This window comes from Corynebacterium sp. PCR 32, from assembly GCF_037464985.1.
Taxonomy (GTDB): Bacteria; Actinomycetota; Actinomycetes; order Mycobacteriales; family Mycobacteriaceae; genus Corynebacterium; species Corynebacterium kroppenstedtii_D.
In genome coordinates this window covers 749,530-773,055 of the sequence record NZ_JBAHVL010000001.1, presented here as the reverse complement: position 1 = coordinate 773,055, position 23,526 = coordinate 749,530, and the positions used below count along the sequence as shown (strand labels likewise).

Annotated in this window: 19 protein-coding genes and 1 pseudogene; 1 reads left to right on the top strand and 19 read right to left on the bottom strand. The window is 54.5% G+C overall.

What is annotated here, in order from left to right; translation table 11 throughout:
* Positions 1-38 precede the first annotated feature (38 nt).
* From V5S80_RS03295 to pyrR, 16 genes and pseudogenes are all read right to left on the bottom strand, one after another.
* Positions 39-749, bottom strand: coding sequence for a riboflavin synthase (locus tag V5S80_RS03295; protein WP_395169286.1), 711 nt, complete (start codon positions 747-749; stop codon positions 39-41).
* A 44-nt stretch (positions 750-793) separates the two neighbouring features.
* Positions 794-1,792 (bottom strand): bifunctional diaminohydroxyphosphoribosylaminopyrimidine deaminase/5-amino-6-(5-phosphoribosylamino)uracil reductase RibD, encoded by a 999-nt coding sequence (gene ribD / locus V5S80_RS03290; protein WP_395169448.1) that lies wholly within the window; start codon positions 1,790-1,792, stop codon positions 794-796.
* Between the two features lie 71 nt (positions 1,793-1,863).
* Entirely contained in the window at positions 1,864-2,670 is an 807-nt protein-coding gene (locus V5S80_RS03285; RefSeq protein WP_395169285.1) for a ribulose-phosphate 3-epimerase, read from the bottom strand.
* Positions 2,671-2,679: 9 nt separating this feature from the next.
* A complete protein-coding gene (locus tag V5S80_RS03280) occupies positions 2,680-4,245 on the bottom strand; it encodes an RsmB/NOP family class I SAM-dependent RNA methyltransferase (RefSeq protein ID WP_395169284.1) in 1,566 nt (521 codons plus the stop codon).
* Positions 4,242-5,270, bottom strand: coding sequence for a methionyl-tRNA formyltransferase (fmt, locus tag V5S80_RS03275; RefSeq protein ID WP_395169447.1), 1,029 nt, complete (start codon positions 5,268-5,270; stop codon positions 4,242-4,244). Before fmt ends, V5S80_RS03280 begins: the two co-directional genes overlap by 4 nt.
* Positions 5,271-5,325: 55 nt before the next feature.
* A complete protein-coding gene (locus V5S80_RS03270; protein ID WP_395169283.1) occupies positions 5,326-7,410 on the bottom strand; it encodes a primosomal protein N' in 2,085 nt (694 codons plus the stop codon).
* A 120-nt stretch (positions 7,411-7,530) separates the two neighbouring features.
* Positions 7,531-8,733, bottom strand: a complete 1,203-nt coding sequence (gene metK / locus V5S80_RS03265) for a methionine adenosyltransferase (protein ID WP_395169282.1) — start codon at positions 8,731-8,733, stop codon at positions 7,531-7,533.
* Positions 8,734-8,976: 243 nt separating this feature from the next.
* Positions 8,977-10,251 carry a bifunctional phosphopantothenoylcysteine decarboxylase/phosphopantothenate--cysteine ligase CoaBC gene (gene coaBC, locus V5S80_RS03260; protein ID WP_395169281.1) on the bottom strand — a complete coding sequence of 425 codons (1,275 nt, stop codon included), beginning with the start codon at positions 10,249-10,251 and terminating at the stop codon, positions 8,977-8,979.
* Between the two features lie 158 nt (positions 10,252-10,409).
* The gene (gene rpoZ / locus V5S80_RS03255; RefSeq protein WP_395169280.1) at positions 10,410-10,697 is read right to left on the bottom strand and encodes a DNA-directed RNA polymerase subunit omega; all 288 of its coding nucleotides are present in this window, start codon (positions 10,695-10,697) and stop codon (positions 10,410-10,412) included.
* A complete protein-coding gene (gene gmk, locus V5S80_RS03250) occupies positions 10,694-11,269 on the bottom strand; it encodes a guanylate kinase (protein WP_395169279.1) in 576 nt (191 codons plus the stop codon). Before gmk ends, rpoZ begins: the two co-directional genes overlap by 4 nt.
* Before the next feature lie 3 nt (positions 11,270-11,272).
* Positions 11,273-11,599, bottom strand: coding sequence for an integration host factor, actinobacterial type (mihF, locus tag V5S80_RS03245; protein ID WP_395169278.1), 327 nt, complete (start codon positions 11,597-11,599; stop codon positions 11,273-11,275).
* A 203-nt stretch (positions 11,600-11,802) separates the two neighbouring features.
* Entirely contained in the window at positions 11,803-12,741 is a 939-nt protein-coding gene (gene pyrF / locus V5S80_RS03240; protein ID WP_395169446.1) for an orotidine-5'-phosphate decarboxylase, read from the bottom strand.
* 140 nt (positions 12,742-12,881) lie between these two features.
* Entirely contained in the window at positions 12,882-16,358 is a 3,477-nt protein-coding gene (carB, locus tag V5S80_RS03235) for a carbamoyl-phosphate synthase large subunit (RefSeq protein ID WP_395169277.1), read from the bottom strand.
* Complete coding sequence (gene carA / locus V5S80_RS03230) at positions 16,359-17,603, bottom strand: glutamine-hydrolyzing carbamoyl-phosphate synthase small subunit (protein WP_395169445.1); 1,245 nt, start codon at positions 17,601-17,603, stop codon at positions 16,359-16,361. It abuts the gene before it with no gap.
* A gap of 5 nt (positions 17,604-17,608) precedes the next feature.
* A pseudogene (gene pyrC / locus V5S80_RS03225) lies at positions 17,609-17,907 on the bottom strand (dihydroorotase); the annotation flags it as partial.
* A 250-nt stretch (positions 17,908-18,157) separates the two neighbouring features.
* Entirely contained in the window at positions 18,158-18,811 is a 654-nt protein-coding gene (pyrR, locus tag V5S80_RS03220) for a bifunctional pyr operon transcriptional regulator/uracil phosphoribosyltransferase PyrR (protein WP_395169276.1), read from the bottom strand.
* A gap of 274 nt (positions 18,812-19,085) precedes the next feature.
* Here pyrR and V5S80_RS03215 point away from each other — a divergent pair, with 274 nt between their 5' ends.
* Positions 19,086-20,372, top strand: a complete 1,287-nt coding sequence (locus V5S80_RS03215) for a phosphatase PAP2 family protein (protein ID WP_395169275.1) — start codon at positions 19,086-19,088, stop codon at positions 20,370-20,372.
* Between the two features lie 741 nt (positions 20,373-21,113).
* Here the strand turns inward: V5S80_RS03215 and nusB are convergent.
* The 3 genes from nusB to V5S80_RS03200 all read right to left on the bottom strand — a co-directional run bounded on the left by nusB (position 21,114) and on the right by V5S80_RS03200 (position 23,500).
* The gene (nusB, locus tag V5S80_RS03210; protein WP_395169444.1) at positions 21,114-21,569 is read right to left on the bottom strand and encodes a transcription antitermination factor NusB; all 456 of its coding nucleotides are present in this window, start codon (positions 21,567-21,569) and stop codon (positions 21,114-21,116) included.
* Positions 21,570-21,709: 140 nt separating this feature from the next.
* Positions 21,710-22,273 (bottom strand): elongation factor P, encoded by a 564-nt coding sequence (efp, locus tag V5S80_RS03205; protein WP_395169274.1) that lies wholly within the window; start codon positions 22,271-22,273, stop codon positions 21,710-21,712.
* A 165-nt stretch (positions 22,274-22,438) separates the two neighbouring features.
* Positions 22,439-23,500: an aminopeptidase P family protein gene (locus V5S80_RS03200; RefSeq protein WP_395169273.1), complete on the bottom strand. Its 1,062-nt coding sequence runs from the start codon at positions 23,498-23,500 to the stop codon at positions 22,439-22,441.
* Positions 23,501-23,526: the final 26 nt, after the last annotated feature.

Sequence of the window (23,526 nt, the reverse complement as noted above, 5' to 3'; positions counted from 1 at the left end):
GAATCTGGAAGATCGTGTGCGTGCGTAGTCACCGCAATTTATCCCTTCGTCTGCTCAGTGGCGTGGGCCGTCGACATAGCTAGATAGTTACTGACAGTGGCATTGCGTTCGATGTACTTAGCCAGAATGTCGACCTCGATGTTGACGAGATCACCTACCGTGAGGGCGCCGAGGATAGTCTTCCGCATGGTGGTGGGAATTAATGAGACCTCAAACCACTGCTCTAGATCACCAGGGGCAGCCACAGCCGAGACAGTCAGTGACGTGCCACTGACGGCGATAGATCCCTTTTCAACGACGTAGCGGGCCAATTCTGACGGGAGAGTGAAACGAAATACTTCCCAGTTGTCGTGGGAGGTACGCCCAAGCAGGCGTGCCGTACCATCAACGTGACCTTGAACGATATGACCGCCAAGTCGGTCAGACGGTGCCAGAGCTCGCTCAAGATTGACTTGATCACCTAAACGGAGAGCACCTATGGTCGTCCGATCAAGAGTCTCTCCCATCACCTCTAACACCACTGCTGTTCCCGTGTGGCCGGCATCAGTCAGGCATACACCGTTGACAGCAAGAGAATCTCCTGGGTTGAGGGTATCCGTAATGCCAGGTGCGTCGATCGTGATTGTGACGAATTCTGGAGTTGCCGAGAACTCGGTTGACCTCGACGGCGTGTGAGATTGTGACGGTGTACCCATATCTGGGTCAATAGCTGTGACGGTTCCACGAGCTTCAACGATGCCAGTAAACACGATTATTATTCTATCTTTCTCTTCGAGGTGCGTCCCGGAGTGGTTCACACCAGTTCAGCCTGACGAGAGGCCTCAATGAGGACATCCGGACCTAGCTGCGTGATTCGATCAATGGCAAAGTTACGCTTGTCAGTCAGGGTTGACACACGTGGAATATGTACTACCGGCTCCCCTGATCCGAGAATGGTCGGTGCAACGTACCATTGAATGCAATCGACGACATCTGTATCAACAGCAGCCGATGCGAGCGTTGGCCCACCTTCTATGAGAAGATCGACATATCCTTGCTCCGTCAACTCTTCAATGACCTGCGGAAGCCTATGAGAATCAATCTGCTGAAACCGTGAATGCGCACGGATATTTGCCGTCGTAGGAACCACCCGAGACCCGAGCACCACATGATCCGGCTGCTTTGCATACAATTCACCGTTGGGCTGCCGCGCCGTCAGCCGAGGGTTATCTGAAAGGACAGTGCCCGTGCCAACGATCAGTGCATCACGGGTAGCACGGTCACGATGCACATGATGACGAGCCTCAACCGAGGTAATCCACTGTGATGTCCCATCGGGTGCCGCCACGCGTCCGTCGAGAGTGACCGCCGTTTTTATAGTGACCATCGCTCGCCCAGTAACCGTTCGATGCAGCCAGGCGCGGAGGGCGCCACGACGCACATCATCCGCGTGGAACCCCCCAACGACATTTACACCAGCGTCGACCAGTACCTCATGACCACCAGCGGCTACTGGATGAGGATCAGCTACCGCGTACACCACAGTGGAAATCCCCGCCTCAAGAAGAACACTAGTGCACGGGCCAGTTCGACCCGTATGCGCACACGGCTCCAATGTCACGACAGCCGTTGCGCCACAAGCAGCATCGCCCGCATCACGCACCGCCATTACCTCAGCATGCGCACCACCCGCCGGTTGCGTGAATCCCTCACCGACGATGCGCCCAACGGAGTCGACAATGACTGCACCTACAGGAGGATTCGGGCTCGTCATACCTTTAGCCATCCACCCTAGCGTGGCAGCACGCTCCATCGCTCGCGAGAGCACACAGGAAGAATGACCGCCAATGACCTCAGCGTCGGAACTCCACGTCGAACTTTCCATTAGCCCTGATGTCCTCGGCGTCGTGCACCATAACCACTGAGAGCACGGTGCCGAAGATCATCAACCGCCGCATTCGGTGAATCAGCACCATAAATAGCTGAACCCGCGACGAAAACATCCACCCCAGCTTGTGCTGCCTGGCCAATCGTTTGTGGTGAAATACCGCCATCAATCTCAATGAGACATCGATCTCCTTGACTCGGTCGAGGACACCCATCCACCGAACCATCACGGTGGGGAATGGTGGCTGTGCGCTGAGGCGCCCCCCACATGTCGTCCACCCGCGCCCGCAAAGTGCGAACCTTATCTAAGACACCAGGCATGAAATCCTGGCCTCCAAACCCGGGCTCAACCGACATCACGAGCACCATGTCGAACTCCTCAAGGTGGTCACATACTTCATCCACCGGTGTCGCTGGTGTGACACTCACTGCGGCCCGCGTCCCTAAGCCACGCAACGTCCGCGCCAACCCCACCGCCGCATCGATAGAACCCACCGCTTCGAGATGAAACGTGACCGAATGAAATACTGAATACTCTGGAGCCCACCGCACAGGATCATCAACCATGAGGTGACAGTCAAGGGGAAGATGCGTCTGCCTTGCCACGGCTTTCGCGATAGGAAGTCCGAAACTGAGGTTGGGAACAAAATGCCCATCCATGACGTCAACATGAACCCAATCAGCGTGCGACACTGCCTCAAGATCCCTACCGAGATAAGCAAAATTCGCGGAGAGGATCGATGGCGCAATGAGAGGAGAAGCCTGCGACAACGTTGTAGAAACCGTTTTCCTTCCTGACGTCATGAAACCATGCTACCGTTCTAGATGAGGGGTCCGACGGAAAATCTGAACGAACATAGCATCAGTTCCATGGCGATGAGGCCACATCTGAACCGCATTATTCCGTGCACGACAGTCCTGCATCCCACACATGTAGTCGACGGTATCCAACGGCTCGAGCGGACAATTCTTGTCCGCCCATTCGACAATCGCGAGAGTCTCGTCCGGATGAGGGGAACAGGTCGAATACACCACGACCCCACCGGGACGAGTAAGCTCAGCTCCAGCCGCAAGGAGTTCTCGCTGTAGCACAGTAAGGTCCGCAATATCACTAGGCGACTTTCGCCACCGTGCCTCAGGACGTCGACGCAATGCACCAAGGCCCGAACAGGGAGCATCAACCAGTGTGCGGTCATACCCTGAATCAAGTCCAGATCGCCGTCCATCGACAGTGTGAACAGTGACAGGCAGACCAGCACTCGTCTTGCTGACCAAACGTGCCCGATGTGCTGCAGGCTCCACAGCATCGACATGGGCCCCCTCCATGCGAGCAAGACACGCCATCAACGCAGTTTTCCCGCCAGGGCCTGCACAAAGATCGAGCCAACGCCCAGCTGATTCCCCCTCAAGCGGTGCTTCGGCAACAGCACGGGCAATAAGCTGTGAACCCTCATCCTGAACAGCCGCCATCCCCTCTCGAACAGCTGGAATCGCACCAGGGTCACCCTCATCAAGCACGACGCCATAAGGCGAATACACTGTCTGATCACCACCCGTGACAAGCGCCAGTTCCTCCGCTGTTATTTCTCCAGGACGAGCGACAAGATGTACACGTGGACGAGCATCATCAGCAATCAACGCGTCAGATAACTCACTGATCGCAGACTCCCCGAGTGCATCGCGGAACACATTCACGATCCACTCGGGATGAGCGGTCGCCAGTGCCACCCGTGCTAGCGGATCACCATTCCCTGCCAGATAATCGATCCATTCTGATTCTGTCCGACGCGCGGCGGAACGCAACACCGCGTTGACAAAGCCTTTGACACGGCCTTTACTGATTTCTTCACACAACCCCACCGACGTATCCACCGCCGCATGAGCTCCGACGCGCGTCCGTAAAAGCTGGTACGTTCCCAAACGAAGAACCGCAAGGACCGCAGGATCAACCTCATCAACTGGACGACTCGAGCACTCATCAATAACCGCATCCAATAGTCCTTGAGCACGAAGGGCTCCATACGTCAGTTCGGTGGCGAATGCCGCGTCACGTCCGGACAACGTATGTTCCGTCATGAGCGACGGAAGGATAATATTTCCAAACGCACCATCCGTCGCCACCCGAAAGAGCGCATCCCACGCGACAAAACGTGGCACATCCCGAGAGAGACGCCGGCCAGTGGGCGCCGTCTTTGATGACTGTGAATGTCCGCGTCCAGTCGCCCCTCGACTCTGGCGGTGGTGTCGATCATGGCCACGGCGATGGCCATCCCGCCGTGTGTGCTCTGAACCGTCATGTGATGGTGGTTTCCCTGGCGTCGTCGCCCGAGAACGTAGATGACGAGCTGATTCACTACGGGAACGAAACCCTCCGCTCATTGAAAACATGTCCCTTCATGTGGTGTGTTGCAGTGTGATTCGACTGGCGCCGAACCTGGCAATGTCATTGGATCTGCACGGAAATCCTGGTATCCATTAGAGAGATGCGCACCTCTCACCCACGCCCCCGCCTCCATGAGCTTCTTACCTGGTGCCTGGACCACGCTCAGCTGAACGGGATAGTCGCCTGTTCCAACCCAGACACGGTTTTTTTTCCACGCAATCTCACCCGGTACGAGTGACAAAGACGCCTCTACAGAATCAGCTGGTTGTGTTACCGGTCGGATTGCCCCCACACGGATGCGGTCGCTGCCGAGGACTGTCCACGCACCTGGATCAGGCGTGACCGCCCTGATCATCCTATCGACCACTGAGACAGGTTGGCTCCAATCAATTCGAGTGTCATCGGCTGAAATCTTCCTCGCGTAGGTCGCCCGATCGTCATTCTGTGGCGTCGTATGTGCTCTCCCATCACCGATGTCGTCGAGAGTTTTCACGAGCACAGCGGCGCCCTTTAAGGCAAGCCGATCCATGAGCGACCCAGCAGTGTCGTTATCGCCAATGGGGAAAGATACCGACGTGAACACATCACCGGTGTCCAATCCCTCCTCAATCTGGAAAACACTAACACCAGTTTCTTGATCGCCTGCTTCAATGGCGCGTTGGACAGGCGCTGCCCCCCGCCACCGGGGAAGCCGAGAAAAGTGAAGATTGATCCACCCCCATCGTGGCAAGGACAGCAGTGCAGCAGGTACTAACGCACCATAGGCAACGACCGGAATGCAGTCTGGTTCATAGTCAGCCAGAGCATCGACAACGGAGTGATCGGTCAACGTCGACGCCTTGATAACGGGAATACCGCGGCTCTCAGCAAGCTCAGCGACAGGGCTAGGATACAGCCGCCGGCCACGCCCACGCGGGGCATCAGGACGGGTTAACACGGCAACGACATCGTGATCAGAATCGATCAATGCCTGCAAAGCCGTCACAGCTGGTGACGGGGTTCCCGCGAAAATAACGCGCATTAAATTTTTCACTCCAACGTTAGTGCTGTCATCGACTCCTGTGAAAGGACACAGTCTAGCCGATATGGATCGGGTCCACGATGACGCGGACAGCGGTATCCATCTGATTCACGGCAGCCTTAATACGTGCTGTTCGAAGCGCTGAACCCAACGCAGCCGGCCCGTGTGAGGAACTCGATGAGATCAACAGCCTTAGGCATTCATGGGCGAGCGTATGTGGGGGCGGGTCTATACCCGGCGGCAAAGGTACCGGCCCGAGAAACCTCGACCCCGGCGGCGCGTCGATGAGCTGTCGAAACCGGGAAATACTCTCTTTAGTCCCATCAATTGCTGCCATGTGAACCACCGGCGAAAAACCAGCGTCACGACGATGCTCCAATTCCACATGAGCAGCGCCAACTGGATCCCAACGAATCAAAGATTGAACGACGGAAATCTGCGGATCAGCGACGACCACGACTTCTCCGCCGGAACTATGCGGCTCAACTAAAGCTGCTACGTGCATCCACGAATTAAGTGCTTCTTCATGAGCACGAACATCTTCGCGTTTCAGTTCTGCCCACGTATCGAGGATCACTGCAGCGCCAAACAGGCCACAACCGCGTATAGGAGCGGAACCCGGGGTTGCGATGACCAAAGAGGGGCCTTTCGGGATGGTCTCGAGCATGTTGTCACCTGTGCTGACCGTCACGGGAATACCGGGAAACGATCGGCCTAACTCCTCAGCGGTGCGGTCTGCGCCAATAATAACCGCGCGTATTCTCGTTGCACCGCATTGATTGCAGCGAAAAGAAGGCTCCGATCTACCGCACCACCGACAGGTGGGAAAAGCCGCATCAGATATTCGTTCATTATCGTGTGGTTCCTGCTCATAGGGCGAATCGTGACCGGCGAAGCCCAACGGTCCGTTACACAACCGGCAACGCGCAGGTTCGCCACAATGCTGACATGCCAATGTCGGCACGTAGCCTTTACGCGGCACGTGGATCAGTGAAGGACGACCACGTTCATGGCTAGCCCGTATGGCTTCGAACGCCACGTGTGGGATCCGGGCTTGTCGGGCAGCAGGATCTTTCGCCAGCTCATAATCGGAATCTCCCAGGGCCCGTACCCGTGGCATGCCAGCGCGAATAGTTTCCCGCAGCGCGACAAGATCATGGGCCCATCCGGATTCGACGAGCAGTTGTGCTTCCGCTGTCCGTGCATAATTTCCTAAAACTATGGCAGACTTCTCCGCGCTCGCGCGTAAGGTCAAAACTTCACGTGCATGCGTGTACGGGGCATACAGGTCGACGAGGTTATCGTTTCCGTCATCAAGGAGAACAATAAGAGAAAGATTTTTGACGGGTGCGAACGATGCTCCCCGTGTACCGATGATGACCCGGTGGACGCCATGGAGAATATCGATAAACCGACGGTAGCGGGCATGAGGGCCCAAGCTCGACGTCAACTGCGTCCACTGCCGCGCAGTAAGCACGCGTTTCATCGCATTGGAAATGTGATCAACGGTGCGTTGGTCGGGGACAATAATGAGAACGCCGCCGCCAGTGAACGCCGTTTCTGCTGCCAGACGTGCGATCGTGACGGGCCAGTCGTCGCCTGGAGCGATCTGCCACACCGCGCGGGGTGCATCGCCCCGCTTAACGGCGTTGACAAATGATTCTCCAAACCGATACCGTGACCAAAATTCACCTGCAGTTTCACCGGTGGTCGGTCCGTTCAACTCACCTGACCAGGGGTCATCGCCCCCTTCGATGGCAGCCAACGCCGCTTTCTCGGCGGCAGCATGACGTGGCGGAATAGCGGCACGAATGATTTCTGCCCGCATGCCTCCATAACGCTGGGCGAGAGTCGAGACTAAAGCCCGGAAACTCTCTGGCCCCACCACCTCAGGGCTGATGACCCGGGTGAGCCATGACAATCGGCCAGCGTAATCAGATTTCTCATGCCTTGACAGCACCAGGGCATCGACGATGCGACCAGAAAAATTGACACGTACCATGACCCCAGGCTTGACATCCCTATCCACCGAAGAATCGACAAGATAGTCGAACCCACGGTCTAGGTGTACCACCTTTAAGAGTGGAAGCACCCGAGCGACAGGAAGCTCGGGTGCTTGGGTACGGGACGAGGCAGACATGTTTTATATAGTAATGGAGACCACCATGCGTCGAATTCCCCATGGAACTACACAGCCATGCTGGTAGGTGCCACCGAGAACTAGATTCCTCCCACCTACGTGGCCTCGCATTTCACTCCATCACAGGGAAATAGCAGCTTTGAGATCCTTGACCCGATTTAATCGCTCCCATGGCAAGTCAAGATCTGACCTACCAAAGTGCCCATACGCAGCTGTTTGCGCATAGATAGGGCGTTTAAGGTCCAATTCGCGGATAATTGCCGCCGGTCGCAAGTCAAATACCTTGTTCACGGCTTCCTGGATCATCGAAATCGGTACTTTCTCCGTGCCAAAGGTCTCCACATACAGGCCCACCGGATTAGCGCGACCAATGGCATAAGCAACTTGCACTTCACAACGGTCAGCCAGGTGAGCAGCAACAATATTCTTCGCAACCCACCTCATCGCATATGCGGCAGAACGATCAACCTTGCTTGGATCTTTACCAGAGAAAGCGCCGCCACCATGACGAGCCATGCCGCCATAGGTATCGACAATAATCTTGCGACCGGTGAGCCCCGCGTCGCCCATGGGCCCGCCAACGACGAAGGAACCGGAAGGGTTCACCAACACTGTGAGGTCGTCGTCGACAAGATCAGATACTCCGGCGTCCTCAATAACAGGCGCAATGACATTGCTTCGTAGTTGATTCTCCAACCACTGGCGGGACACCCCTGGATCATGCTGCGTGGAAATAACGATAGTGTCGATACGGACTGGAGAGTTGTCGTCATCGTAGGCGAGCGTGACCTGTGTTTTCCCGTCGGGGCGGAGATGGGGAACGATGTTTTCCTTCCGGACCACCGTTAAACGACGAGCGAGACGATGTGCGAGGGCAATGGGTAAGGGCATATATTCTGGGGTTTCGTTGGTAGCAAACCCAAACATGAGACCTTGATCGCCTGCACCAGCACGATCATCATCCTCAACATCGGCACCTTCGCGCACCTCAAGAGCAGTATCAACACCTGCGCCAATTTCTAACGACTGTTCGCCGATTGACACGGACACTCCGCACGTTGCTCCGTCAAATCCCATATCTGAAGAAAGAAAACCAATATTACGGAGCGTTTGACGGACCAAGTTGGGGATCTCCACGTATCCGCGACAGCGTACTTCCCCGACAACATGAACCTGGCCAGTGGTAACGACCGTTTCGACAGCGACGTGACTGTCAGGATCTACGGCCAGCATCGCATCCAAGATTGAGTCGGAGATGGCGTCGCAAATCTTATCTGGATGTCCCTCAGTCACAGACTCACTGGTGAATAGTCGTTGAGTCACGGTTCCTTCTTCCTTGATGGGCGGGTAATGACACGTATTGTATTGAGTTCAGAAGCGTGAAATCGGCAGCCCGTCACCGTGAATGACGGCACAGCTACCGCGACGGCTACGTTCACACGAGGTAATGTCCGTACGGCTGATGTCATGCTCAGGATCGCAATGGCCATGGTGGTGGCCATGTCGGTAGCGGGACGGGCCAAAGTCCGGCCCCATTATAGACTAAGCAGTCTACGGGTGTGTAGCTCAGCGACCCCTAGCCTCAAAATCCACGACCGCATCCCACACAGAATCCGCCAGCCCACACTTCGATGTCGTCGGAATGTCATAAATCCTGCCATCCTGCGACAAAACCCAACCCGTATTCGTATCACGCCCAAAAACCTTTCCCCCAGCGACATCATTGCAGACAAGAAGCTCACAGTTCTTATCCTTCAACTTCATCTCGCTATGCTCCAACGGAGTATGGTCAGGATCGCCCGTCTCCGCCGCGAACCCCACCACGATACTCGGCTTACAGTCTGCACCCGCCCCGCCATCCTGGGTGTGCGCTGACCTTTGCTGACGGCGAGACACAACACTTTTCAAGATATCGGGATTTTCAACCATGGAGAGTGTCATGAGTGAATTCCCATCACTATCTGCTGCGGATTTCTTCATTTTCCAGCTCTTTTCTTCCGCAGGACGGTAGTCAGCAACCGCCGCGGCGCACACAACGATATCCACCTCCATCTCCCGCCGCTCAACCTCTGCATACATATCACGAGCGGACTCGACGCGAACAACTTCAGCGCCCAATGGAGTAGGAAGCTCGTGAGTAGCACCCGCGACAACAATGACCTCAGCCCCCCGGGCTGCCGCAATCTCAGCAAGGGCAAAACCCTGCTTTCCTGACGAACGATTGCCGATAAAACGCACAGGGTCAACACTTTCGTGAGTTCCTCCCGCGGTGATGAGGACACGACGCCCCTCTAAATCTCGCGGAAAAGGAGATCGACGCCTGGCCACAGTAAGCGATAGATTAACTACCTGATCAGGGTCAGCGAAACGTCCAGGCCCACTATCGGGCCCAGTCAACCGTCCATGCGCAGGATCAATGACAGTCACACCCCGTCCCCGAAGGGTAGCAACATTATCTTGGGTTGCCGGGTGTGTCCACATCTCAGTATGCATGGCGGGAAACACGACAATAGGGCATCTGGCCATCAGTGCAGATGCCGTTAAAAGGTCATCAGACCGCCCATGTGCGAGGCGAGCGATGATATCCGCGGTCGCGGGCGCAACAATAAATAATTCAGCATCCTGTCCTGTACGAACATGACGCACCTCGGGAACACCATCAAAAACAGACGATGATACGCTGTGGCCCGATAAGGCTTCCCAGGTTGCGCGGCCAACAAACTCTAATGATGAATCTGTTGGAATAACCTGAACATCGTGTCCCTGCTCTTTCAAGCGGCGGACGACCTGGCACGACTTAAATGCGGCAATTCCCCCCGAGACCCCAAGAACGATCTTCACTGCTTCCTCACTTCTAGTAGCGCTACAGAAAAACCGCTGACCACGCCATCGGCGGCGTGATCAGCGGCACCCAACGTCGATACTATGAGCGTAAGTGGAAGGGCACGCGGCGATCACAGCACCGTCGTATCCAATCCATTAACCCTTCTAGTATGTCTTTAACCCTCAGTATGGTCGAGAAGACCGTCATTGATCTCGCGCAGGGCGATCGACAGTGGTTTCTCACCAGGCTCGGGGGTCACAAGGGGGCCGACGAACTCAAACACGGAGTCATCAACACTCTTGAAATAGTCATTAATCTGCCGAGCTCGCTTAGCAGCGAAAATAACAAGGGCGTATTTCGACGACACCTTGCCTAGAAGCTCATCAATCGGGGGATTGGTGATGCCCACCGGCGGATCAAAAACGTTGTCGTCACTGGCAGAAGCCAAATTTGGTGTAGTCACGATGTCCTTTCGGCCGTGAGTAGTGCAGCAATAGCGTGAACAGCATTGTCCAGGGAATCATTCACCACGATGTGGTCAAATTCATCTTTAGCAGCCAACTCTTCACGAGCGGTGCTGAGGCGCCGTTCAACCACCTCAGGGGGCTCCGTTCCTCGGCCAGTAAGGCGATGGACGAGAACCTCCCACGAGGGTGGCATGAGGAAAACAGTGTGAGCGTTCGGAAGAACGTTCTTCACATTTCGAGCGCCCTCAAGATCAACCTCGACGAGAACCGGGCGGTTACTTTCCAGAGCACTTCGCACAGGTCCCGCCGGAGTGCCAGACCGCTGAAGACCACCATGGATTTCAGCCCATTCCAGCATATCTCCGGCTTCCACATGACGAGTGAAGTCGTCATCGGACACAAACAAATAGTCCACGCCATCTTCCTCGCCAGGACGAGGGGCTCGTGTCGTCATAGACACGCTGAAGTACAAATCGGGCACCGTTTGACGCAGACCACGAACCACAGTGGATTTACCTACGGCGCTGGGCCCAGCGAGGACCACGAGATTGCCACGATTTGTTGCCAAGGCCTATTTCTCCGGATCGAAGCCAAAGCGCTCCAACAGAGCGCGACGCTGACGCTCACCAAGGCCACGCAGACGGCGAGTCGGGGCGATCTCCAACTCCTTCATGATTTCTTGAGCCTTGACCTTACCCACCTTCGGCAATGCCTCAAGCAATGCCGAGACCTTCATCTTACCGAGAATCTCGTCCTGATCAGCCTTCTTCAAGACAACCTGAAGGTTGGTATCGCCTTTCTTCAGCTTTTCCTTAAGCTCTGCGCGTGCCTTGCGTGCTTGAGCAGCCTTTTCGAGTGCAGCAGCACGTTGTTCTGGCGTCAACTGGGGAAGGGCCACGGTTCCTCCATAATGTCAATCGGTGAATATCTTACTTACTCATGTTCGGGTTCCAGTGTGGATCACGGGGTGATCGCATAATTGTCTCCAGGTGCGTCGAAGCACCCGAACGGCTTCATAATGTGAGCCTGGCAAACAGCACCACAGACTATAGACGCTGACCAGGTTAAAGTTAAGTTTGCCCCTGGTTGAGACAACGCGAGTCATTCTAACACCATTCCAGGGTAATCCAGGGCATTCGCCTCCACAGCTTTGTGCAATGAACCCATATCTGGACCACACTGCAAAATCGACCTCGATATGTTGGGGAATGCTAGTGGTTCGATGTGTGTCGTTAAACAACGAACATCATCGGCGGTAGCACCCTGAGCACCCACCCCGGGAAGTAAAACTGGACCACGAAGTGACGATAGATCCGGAGCCTTGCGACTATTCTCAACCTTCCCAGCACCGCGACCTAACGTTGCTCCGACAACCACCCCCACATACCCAAAACGGGCATCAGTTCCTTCTATAACCGCGACATTTCGCGCGGCACACTCGTTAACAATGTGTTGTGAAACACTCAGGTCACTACCGACATCCTGAGACCCACAATGGTCCTGACATCGAGACCGCTCATCATATTCTCGATCTGTCGCCGAGACTCCCGCTGACTGCACAACCGTCGCCTCAGGATTCGAGGTCGCAGCGAGAACATAGACACCCTGACCTTGTTGCCTGGCAAGACGTAGAACAGGTTCTAGGGAGCCAAAACCGGTATACGGAGTCACTGTGACTGCATCACATCGTAACGGTGATGAGTCTGCCAACCACGCATCGGCGTAGGCGGCCATCGTGGATCCGATGTCCCCCCGTTTCGCGTCAGCAAGAACAAGCGCCCCACTTTCACGTAGAGCGGTGATAGCTTTCTCAAGGACTGCAAATCCCCGAGAACCAAAAGCCTCAAAGAACGCGACCTGAGGCTTAACCAGCGCCACTGATGGGCCAAACACCTCCACACACCGCATAGTGAACTGCTCGAGTCCATCAACGGTCACCGGCAAACCCCACCGCGTAAGGAGCCCAGGATGCGGATCAATACCAACACATAAGCGGGACCGCTGCACACCAGCAGCGGCAAGACGATCCCCAAATGACATTCGCCCCGCAGCGATAGGCTGCTGCTGGTCGAATGGTGACGGTGTGTGCGACATGTCTCCGGAACCCGGAACATTCATGATTTATCCTTCCACCAAGACGGTCTAACACTCAACGGATCATGACCATACGACCGTGATTATTACGAATGGAGATCTTGAATGGCCTCGACCAAAAGCGCCCCATTCGTGCTGTACATCACGCCGTGGCCGCTACCGTGCGGAGATGCATCAACTGCGTCCGGACTGTTCTCTCGTTGCGGCTCCGAACCCATCCCTGTCGCGTCATGGACGGCCTCAATCGCTTGCACAGCCGCAACTGCAGCTTGAACCGTGGTGACACACGGAATTTCCGCATTTAAGGCTGCAGCGCGAATTTCATATCCGTCGTGGCGAGCGCCGGAGCTCCCTGCAGGGGTATTAATAATCAGGTCCACCTGACCATCAAGGATAAGATCCACGATTGACCGACGCCCATTCTTATCTAGATGGATGGTTCCCACGTCAAGATGATCAACGCTGGGATTGTCTACATGGATCTGCGATTGCTTCGCAACAACCTCACACGGGATCCCATGCCGGCGCAGCATGCCAGCTGTCCCTTCCGTGGCTAGAAGTGAAAACCCGAGCGTAGCGAGCCGTTGAATAGGAAACACCATCGTCCTTTTGTCACTGTTCGCAACTGAGACAAAGACTGTTCCCGACATTGGTAGACGACCGTAGGCCCCTGCTTGCGACTTAGCATATGCCGCGCCAAATGCACGATCGAGCCCCATTACTTCACCCGTCGATTTCATCTCCGGCGACAGGAGTGAGTCTAGAAGGGAACCATCGGGACGACGGAACCGCCGGAAGGGCAGCACAGCTTCCTTGACAGCAATCGGTGCATCGACCGGGAGGGATCCGCCATCGTAATCAGAAGGAATCATGCCCTCTGCTCTCAACTCGTCAATCGAAGCGCCGATCGAAATCCGTGCTGCTGCCTTGGCTAACGGAACACCCGTCGCTTTCGAAACAAATGGCACTGTCCGCGAGGCGCGAGGATTAGCCTCAATGACGTAGAGCACGTCATCTTTCAAAGCAAACTGAATGTTCATGAGTCCACGAACACCAATCTCAAAAGCCAAGGCAGCCGTAGATCGACGGACATTCTCGATGTCCTCTGCTCCCAATGTCATGGGAGGGATAGCGCACGCTGAGTCACCCGAATGAATCCCGGCTTCCTCAATATGCTCCATCACGCCGGCCACATAAACCTCACAACCGTCACAAAGCGCGTCGACGTCGATTTCAATAGCATTATCCAAAAACCGATCCACCAGCACAGGATGGTCATCGGTGATCTCGGTCGCCCGGGAAATATAGTCTGCTAACGAGTCATCGTCATAAACGATTTCCATCCCACGTCCGCCCAAAACATAAGAAGGACGAACCAACACTGGATACCCAATAGACGATGCGACAGTACGGGCTTCCTCTAGGTTGGTGGCTGTCCCAAACGTCGGTGCGGGCAGCCCCGCCCGAGTGAGCACTCCCCCAAATTCACCCCGATCTTCAGCCAAGTCGATCGCTTCAGGAGTCGTTCCGATAACAGGTACTCCGGCGTCTTTCAGACGCTCTGCGAGCTTCAACGGGGTTTGCCCGCCGAGCTGACAAATAACCCCCGTTACCCGACCAGACTCCGACTCAGCGTGGTAGACCTCCATAACGTCCTCGAACGTCAAGGGTTCGAAATATAAGCGGTCAGCAGTGTCGTAGTCGGTCGATACCGTTTCGGGATTACAGTTGACCATCACCGTTTCATACCCAATGCGTGATAGTTCTAGCGCCGCGTGGACACAGGAATAATCGAACTCGATGCCCTGGCCGATCCGGTTTGGTCCGGAACCGAGGATGAGGATCTTTTCCTTGTTTTTTTGAGGAGTCACCTCAGTTTCTGCACCAGGATCGAGTTCATAGGCACTGTAATGATATGGGGTTTTCGCCTCGAACTCCGCCGCACACGTGTCAACAGTTTTGAACACCGGTCGAATACCAAGTGACCAGCGCAATGTTCGAACACCATCTTCTCCGGCGAGTTCGGGGCGAACACTTGCGATTTGGGTGTCGGAAAGACCAAGGTACTTGGCCTCGCGGAGGAGGTCTTCACTTAATACCGGTGCTAACTCAAGCTTGCGCCGGAAATGGACAAGCTGCTCGATTTCCGCGATGAACCACGGATCAATCTCCGATGCCTCGTGAACCTCGTCAACGCTGGCACCCAAGCGGAGTGCAAGCTCAACGAGGTACAACCGTCCTTCTTTTGGTACACGGAGCATCTCGAGAACACCAGCTTTGTCTTCCGCAGACTCGCCAGCGAGATGTTCATCTGAGCAGGTCCAGAAACCAGTTTCCTTGTTTTCAAGGGAACGAAGTACCTTGTTGAGGCCAGCAATGTAGTTGCGTCCCAGTGCCATAGCTTCGCCGACTGATTTCATTGACGTCGTCAGGGTGTCGTCACAACCAGGAAACTTTTCAAAGGCAAAGCGTGGGGCTTTGACCACGACGTAATCGAGCGTTGGTTCGAATGCAGCGGGAGTAACACCAGTGATGTCGTTACGAATCTCATCCAAGGTGTACCCAATAGCCAACTTGGCAGCGATTTTAGCGATCGGAAACCCAGTAGCTTTCGACGCCAACGCCGACGACCGGGATACCCGAGGATTCATTTCAATGGTGACAATGCGGCCGTTGTCAGGGTTGACCGCAAACTGAATATTGCAGCCACCCGTATCGACACCGACTTCGCGGAGAATAGCGATGGCTTGGTTGCGCATAGCCTGAAATTCACGGTCAGTCAGGGTTAACGCTGGCGCTACCGTGACCGAATCTCCAGTGTGAACACCAACGGCGTCGACATTCTCGATCGAACACACGATAACAACGTTGTCGTTGCCATCCCGCATAAGTTCAAGTTCGTATTCTTTCCATCCGAGGATAGATTCTTCGATGAGGACGTTCGCCTCGGGCGATGCTGCAAGTCCACCGCCAGCGATACGATCGATATCGTCGTAGGTGTAGGCAAGTCCAGACCCCAGGCCCCCCATGGTGAATGAGGGGCGGACAACGACAGGGAGCCCCAACTCCCTCACGGTGTCGTGGACTTCATCCATATTGTGGCATACACGCGACCGGGCTGATTCGCCACCAACTTTCTCAACGATGTCCTTGAACTTTTGGCGATCCTCTCCCCTCTCGATGGCGTCAATATCAGCGCCAATGAGTTCAACCTTGTGCTTGTCGAGGATTCCCCGACGGTGAAGTTGGATCGCGGCATTGAGTGCAGTTTGTCCACCGAGTGTGGCAAGGACTGCATCGACAGGGTGGCCTTCAGCAGCCTCCTTATCAAAGATTTTCTCAATATATTCAGGGTCAATCGGCTCAATGTAGGTGTGGTCCGCGAACTCGGGATCCGTCATGATCGTGGCGGGATTCGAGTTGATAAGTGTGACACGGAGTCCTTCTTGTCGAAGGACCCGGCAAGCTTGAGTCCCGGAGTAGTCAAACTCACAAGCTTGTCCAATGACGATAGGGCCAGATCCAATGACCAGGACGTGGTTAAGGTGAGGGCGGCGGGGCATTTACTTGGTCTTCCCTTCTTGCATCAAGGTGACAAACTGGTCAAATAGTGGATTGGCATCATGAGGCCCAGCAGCAGCCTCAGGGTGATATTGCACGGAGAATGCCCGTCCGTCGTCGAGGGCAACGCCTTCAACGACATTGTCGTTAGGGCAGATATAGGTCACATGTGCAGGTCCGAATGGAGTATCGAAACTTGCTGACAGCTCACCAGCGTTGATGGTGTTTGGTGTGTCATGAGAATGATGCGGAGGGAGTAGCGCAAATCCGTGGTTTTGGGCGGTGATGGACACCTGGCCGGTTTCGACGTCAATAACAGGTACGTTGATACCGCGATGCCCAAATTTAAGTTTGTAGGTTTCGAGCCCCAGAGCCCGACCGAAAATCTGATTACCGAAACAAATGCCGAAGAACGGAATCTTTGCTGCAAGGACCTGTCGGACGATGTCAACCATCTCGTCGGCGGTGGATGGGTCACCTGGGCCATTTGAGATGAAAACCCCATCAGGATTGTATTTTTGGATCTCCTCGAAAGGCGTATTTGCGGGGACAACGACGGTTGTGATGCCACGTTGTGCGAAGTTTCGGGGAGTATTTGTTTTGATGCCCATGTCATAGGCAACGACTGTGAGACCGGAGCCCTTGGTTGTGGAGACCTCCGGCTCCACAACGTAGGGTTCGGTGGTACTCACATCCTCGGAGAGGGTGCGGCCAGCCATGCGAGGTACATCGTTGACGATTGCTACCAAGTCGTCGACTGGCGCAGTGGCATCCCTGCCCGTGAAGATCCCCGCGTTGAGGGAACCTTTATCACGCAAGTGGCGGACCAACGCACGGGTATCAACATTTTTGATACCGACAATTCCTTGGGCAATCATCTCCTCCTCTAGTGACCGTTGACTTCGCCAGTTTGAGGGACGCGCGGAAAGGTCTCGGATAATCACACCGGAGACCCATATAGTGGAGTCGGAGGATTCGTTGTCCTCGTCGTTCCATCCGGTGTTTCCAATGTGAGGTGCGGTAGCGCATACTAACTGCCGGCAATATGACGGATCCGTCATGGTTTCCTGGTATCCAGTCATGCCGGTGGTGAATACGGCTTCACCCAATGCCCGGCCGATGGCACCGAATGCTGTTCCGCGAAAGACCCGACCGTCAGCGAGGACAAGAGCTGCAGGAGTGTGGTTGGTAACAGCTCTGCGCTCCAGGGGCGAAACACTCAGATGTGGTGTTGGTGTCGAAGGGATACTCACTAGTGAACCTTTCTGTCCAAGGGCTGGGAGGCTTCACCGTTGATACAGGTGATATGGCCGCGGAGGATGGTGGTGGTGACTTTCACGTGGAATTCCATGCCTTCGTAGGGCGTATTGCTGGCCTTCGAAGCGAATTCCTCTCCCTGGCTATCCATCGATGGTTGGGATCGATCGTGGTGAGATTCGCGGGTTCACCGACAGCGATGGGGCGCCCGTGTCCAGGGAGTCGAACGATTTCCGCTGGCCGTTCGGACATCACTCTGGCGACGAAACGCCAATCTTCTAGTCCGTTTTCCACTGTGTTGTCGGGTGCGCTTATAGTCGGATTGATCTCAGTGATGAGACCATCAGTAATAAGGACAGAGGTGGAGTCTCCCTCACCATAGGGACGCACACCTGTAAGGAGGGTTGATCCGGCCGCAGGGGGAGCCTGGACACGAGTATGCGGCCACAGTTGAGCACTCACGGTGTGGCTCCTTCGCTGTGGGCTTGTTCAGGTTCGTATGGCGTGAGTGCAGGCATAGTTGCCATACAGTGGACGGGGGTTCTCACCTTTTTTCCCCCTGCACATGCTCATTGTCGGCAGGTTTTTCTTCACCTGATGTGGATAGAACTGATGGAGGTGCCCCACACAGAACGACACTGTCGCAACCATCAGTTTCGGTGAGTGTCACAATGACGTCTTCTGTGCGTGAGGTAGGAATATTTTTTCCCACGTAATCGGCGCGGATGGGAAGTTCTCGGTGTCCTCGGTCCACGAGGACGGCAAGTTGTACAGCGCTTGGGCGTCCGATGTCGCGTAATGCGTCGAGTGCTGAGCGTACACTCCGACCGGAGTAGAGAACGTCATCGACGAGAATCACTATTTTTCCTTCTACTCCCCCGTCTGGAATAGACGTGCGTTGTACGGGGCGGTGAGGTTTCTGACGGAGATCATCACGGTAGAGAGTAATGTCTAACGACCCAGTAGCTACCGGTACTCCGGCAAACTCCTCAATGAGGTGAGCTAACCGCTTAGCGAGAGGAACGCCCCCGCGAGGAATTCCTAATAGGATGATGTGCTTGCTGCCTTTGGCATCAAGCCCGGTTTCTTCGATTATTTGGTGCGCGATGCGTGCAACAGTACGTCCGACGTCGTCAGAGGAAAGAATCTGTGTCTCTCTCGGTATGACTGTCGGTGAAGTTGTACGTGCTGTATTCATCGTGACCTCCTTCCCTGCCTCTCGGTGCAGTCCGTTAAAGGATGTCACTCCTGCTGATGTGAAATTGTTGTTACCGCCCGAATATGCTACCACGGTAACAAACAACGCGCAGGTGACGCGTTTACGGCCATGGTGGATCGGGTCATTTGTATTTGCGCATATGAACTGCGTTTCTGGATTAGAATTAGTCGATCCGAGTACCCTCGAAACGTTATCTTTCGTTGGTCGACTTTGCTCAGCATCGTCACCCTTTACCAGTAAGGATGTCAGGACTATGGCAGAAAGAGAACGTCGTCATAGCGTTCCCTCTGTAGAGCCCGCATATGAGGCTGAGCTAGCTGCATCTCCGCGTCCCTCGGGTGTAGAACCCAAGCAATTCCGTCCCCTTCTTCCACCATTTCGGCGTATGTCATCGCAACAACTGCGGGTTACTCGTCGGGTTGCGGTGGCGGTGTGGGCTGTTGCTCTTAGTATGTGGGTCGTTTTTTGTGGTTGGCCCTTTGGGCGCTTATCTCTTTTTATTGTGTTGACCACAGGGCTGGCTGCGCTGTCGATCGGGCGTCGTCACGTGTATCAATTGGTTGTGGACTGGAGTCCATTTTTCTTGTTTCTCGTGGCCTATGATGCAACACGCACGTGGTCTCTGCGGGTGGGGTTACCGGTTCACTGGCATTTAGCGCCAGATATCGACAAAGCAATGTTCGGGGTTGTTCCCACCGTATGGTTACAGGAGCACATTCGCTATGAGAAAGCTCCCTGGTGGGAACTTATTTTGGCGATCGTATACATCTCCTACTTCGTGACGCCATATATTACTGCCTTTTGTGCATGGCTTCGGTCGCGTGCTGATTTTGCTCGATTTGCTGCCGGGATGTTGACTGTCTCGTTTATCGGACTGATTGGTTATGTCTTTGTTCCTGCTGCGCCTCCGTGGGCAGCCGGACGGTGCACCCCCGAGGATGTTAGCGATGGTCCTCGCAGTGTTCGGTGTATGTACGTCGATGATCATGCGGGAGAGCATTCTGTGCTTGGGGCTGTTCATGCAAAGCATGATGATACCCACCCGTGGGTTGAACGCCTCAGTGCACGAGGGTGGGAACAACTCAACCATCTCAGTCTTACAAGGGCTGTCGCCCATGCGGAGGGGTCGGATCGCAATACGGACACTAAGCCTGTCGCCAGTGGTGGTTCGACGCATAGGTCGTCTGATTCGTCACCAAGAGAACAGTCCTCAGGTATTGGTGCTCTCATTGAGCGTGGACAGAAGGAATCAAATCTTGTTGCCGCAATTCCTTCTCTCCACGCAGCGCTGACGATGTACTTAGCGTCCTATATGTTCGCGCGCAGGTCTACTAAGGCCGGCATTGTCGGTCTCATCTATGCTTTCACGATGGCTTTTAGTCTAGTCTTTTTTGCGGAGCACTATGTTTTCGACATTCTCTTAGGGTGGGCGGTTGCTATTGCCGTGCCCTTCATTGGGCTCGCTGTAGAAAAGTGGTGGACGCGACATGAGTTGACTCAACGGTTTTCGTGGAATCGTCGGGCTCGGCCACTATCATAAAGCCATCCAAAGTTCAGGCTCATACCCTCTGTGGGGTGTACTCGTCCGTCCGAGATGCTGCGTGTTCATAGCCTGCTGTGAGAGTTTCTGTGCACAAAGCGGACAAGCTACCGTGGAGGGAGTGCAAACGGAGCCACAGCGCGGGATGTCATCCGCCCCCACCGGCCCTCGGCGTACGTTTGTGATCACAATTCCCTATCGACCCAGATAGGGCCCCTCCTGTGACCGCAACGCGCTGTCGGGCCGGGATCCACATTGGTTGACACCACGTCTACCGCTCCTGTTGCCCCCTTGGTGAGCATGGCCCGGAATAGTGGGTAGACGCTGGCTGGCTGTGGCTCCGTCGGCATGAATAGGTTATATGAACGATGGTTAATTTCTACAGCCAGGTTTTACAATAACTTCCAATAGACCCTTCGGTCTGTTATTGCATTATTTTAGTGCCATTTTTCTAAAAATAAGGTGAACCTATTCAGTTTGACCTAAAACCGCAGCTCTGCGCCGTTATTAATCTGTAATAGAGTTGTTATATTGCTTCTCGTAGAAATGCCCGTCCGGTCATTGAGCATAAAAACAGACTAAAAAATCACCCCGTTTTGGGGTTGATCCAGGCAGAGTAAGGACCCTAACCGCATATAAAAAGCTCCACCGATGTTGACCGGTGGAGCTGAGTTCGACCCGGCGCACAGAGGATCGAACACACAGAGCCAATTACAACGCCATCCCTACGTCGTTGCTCACTCACGACTCATTGGTCGAACGTGCGCGTTGCACCTCCGTCGCAATATCATCGAGAACAGCATTGATATACGCCGGAGCAACATCCGTTGAATAATCAGATGCCAATTCGATCCCCTCAGACACTGCTACCTTCGGAGGAACCTCATCATTATGAAGCAATTCCCATGTTGAAACCCTCATGACCGCACGGTCAACGGCGGGAATACGATCAAGCCGCCATGTCGACGACAGATGGGACGCAATCGCAGAATCAATACCATCTAAATTTTCCGCGACACCTGAAACAATGGTGGCCGTATAGTCAGCTACCGGTAGAACACCAGATTCTGGATCACATGCGAGCCTTCGTCGTTGCTCGACGACCGCGACTGGATCTTGATCCCGAAACTCGGCCTCAAACAACACGTCGACCGCTCGACGGCGAGCCTTATATCTCGACCCGTGACGCTTGTACACATGTCGGGACGATGTTGCCGATCCTTTGCCTTGGCGTCGAGCTTGATCCGTGTCGTGTGTATTTCCGTCCCCTCCACCAGGCGAGGTCGAGAGCTCCGAGCGAGACCTGCCAGCGTATTCCTCTGCCACGGTGACATCCCTTAGTTGTTCACGCGTGACAGGTATGAACCATCACGCGTGTCGATTTTGAGGACATTGCCAGTCTCAATGAAGAGAGGAACTTGCACTTCTGCACCTGTTTCCAAGGTTGCCGGCTTCGTGCCACCTGTTGACCTATCGCCCTGCAGACCTGGGTCAGTATGTTTCACCGTGAGCTCCACTGACACAGGAAGCTCAACAAACAGAGGCTGATCCTGATAGAAAGATACCTGAACAGGCATATTTTCTAGTAAGAAACGTGCGCCGTCACCCATCAGGTCTGGGGACAACGGAATTTGCTCGTAATTCTTGTCATCCATCACCACAAAATCGGTGCCATCATTGTATAGATACGTCATATCGCGCCGGTCGACCGTCGCAGTCTCAACCTTGACACCCGCGTTAAACGTTTTATCGATAACCTTCCCAGAGACAACGTCCTTGAGCTTGGTACGTACGAAAGCTGGCCCCTTTCCAGGTTTGACATGCTGAAACTCAACAATTTGTTGAAGTTTGTTGTCAATTTTGAGGACTAGCCCATTTTTGAAGTCGGCCGTAGTTGCCACTGAAAACTCCTCATCCTTCAGGACACGCCATGATCCTGAGATATTGATTTCACATAACCTTGGTACTTTGCGGGAGTAGGTGAGCGATACGCCTGCGTCACCGCCCATCACATCATCGTCACGACGACACCAACCCTACGAAGACCGAGTACTTGGTATACCCTACTAGACGATCGCCAGCTCAGTGCTGCTGGTGTTGACGGGCCGCGAACCCTGATCCGTGACCACCAGTGTGTTCTCAATACGCGCCCCGGACACTCCAGGCACATAGATACCTGGCTCAATCGTGAGCGTCTGACCGGCTGTGATTATGGCTGATGGATCAGTTCGCGGGGCAGCATACGGTCGCTCATGCACGTCGAGACCGACACCATGTCCAGTCGAGTGAACGAAATATTCACCGTACCCCATATCTTCAATAATATCCCGGCACACTTTGTCAATGGTGAATAAATGCGCACCCGGCTTTAATGCCTCACAACCAGCTTGGAAGGAGCGATAAACAGTATCTGCGATTTCACGCTGCTTTTCTGGCGGTTCACCGACCGAGACCAATCGTGTTTGATCCGAGGCATATCCATCGAGATAGACGCCAAAATCGATAGTCACCAAGCCCTTCACGATCCGATCAGTACTTGCACTATGGTGCGGCTTTGCCGCATTGACCCCCGACGCAACGATGGTCTCAAAAGATATGCCATCAGCACCGAACATCCTCATACGATATTCAAGTTCAGCAGCCACGACGTTTTCAGGCACACCCTCGGCGATCACACCGTCGTCGAGGAGCGACAACCATGCTTTATCAGCGACAGCAGCGGCAGCATCGAGCGCAGCAACCTCCGAAACATCCTTCGTGAGACGGAGCTCCTCAATGAGATCATGAGTAACCACATAATTCTCGAGCCTCTGGGCAACACCAAGTCCAATACTCGCCTCGATACCAATCTCCCCTGTGTACGCCTCACGGACAGCACGCACAGCATCACGTTCAATCACTACGTCGACACCGGGGGCTTCGTCTACGACCTGTGTAGTGTACCGCCCATCGGTGCCCAGAAGCCCGCGGCCATCAACGGTGAGTAACAACGCAGCGTTTGACCCACTAAAACCGGTAAGATACCTAACATTTTTCAAGTTTGTGACTAAAAGAGCTGGAACACCAGCAGCATCAAGCGCCGCACGCGCTGCCTCTCTTCGTTCAGCGAAAAGCTTGTCACGATTCATCAGTTGATTCCTCCTGAATGACGGAT

What these genes read in the sequence shown, in the direction of transcription:
- ribD (WP_395169448.1), bottom strand. Translation starts at nt 1,792, where the DNA reads ATGGAGCGTGCTGCCACGCTAGGGTGGATGGCTAAAGGTATGACGAGC.
- V5S80_RS03285 (WP_395169285.1), bottom strand. Translation starts at nt 2,670, where the DNA reads ATGACGTCAGGAAGGAAAACGGTTTCTACAACGTTGTCGCAGGCTTCT.
- V5S80_RS03280 (WP_395169284.1), bottom strand. Translation starts at nt 4,245, where the DNA reads ATGAGCGGAGGGTTTCGTTCCCGTAGTGAATCAGCTCGTCATCTACGT.
- fmt (WP_395169447.1), bottom strand. Translation starts at nt 5,270, where the DNA reads ATGCGCGTTATTTTCGCGGGAACCCCGTCACCAGCTGTGACGGCTTTG.
- V5S80_RS03270 (WP_395169283.1), bottom strand. Translation starts at nt 7,410, where the DNA reads ATGTCTGCCTCGTCCCGTACCCAAGCACCCGAGCTTCCTGTCGCTCGG.
- pyrF (WP_395169446.1), bottom strand. Translation starts at nt 12,741, where the DNA reads ATGTCATTTGGGGATCGTCTTGCCGCTGCTGGTGTGCAGCGGTCCCGC.
- carB (WP_395169277.1), bottom strand. Translation starts at nt 16,358, where the DNA reads ATGCCCCGCCGCCCTCACCTTAACCACGTCCTGGTCATTGGATCTGGC.
- pyrR (WP_395169276.1), bottom strand. Translation starts at nt 18,811, where the DNA reads ATGAATACAGCACGTACAACTTCACCGACAGTCATACCGAGAGAGACA.
- V5S80_RS03215 (WP_395169275.1), top strand. Translation starts at nt 19,086, where the DNA reads ATGGCAGAAAGAGAACGTCGTCATAGCGTTCCCTCTGTAGAGCCCGCA.
- V5S80_RS03200 (WP_395169273.1), bottom strand. Translation starts at nt 23,500, where the DNA reads ATGAATCGTGACAAGCTTTTCGCTGAACGAAGAGAGGCAGCGCGTGCG.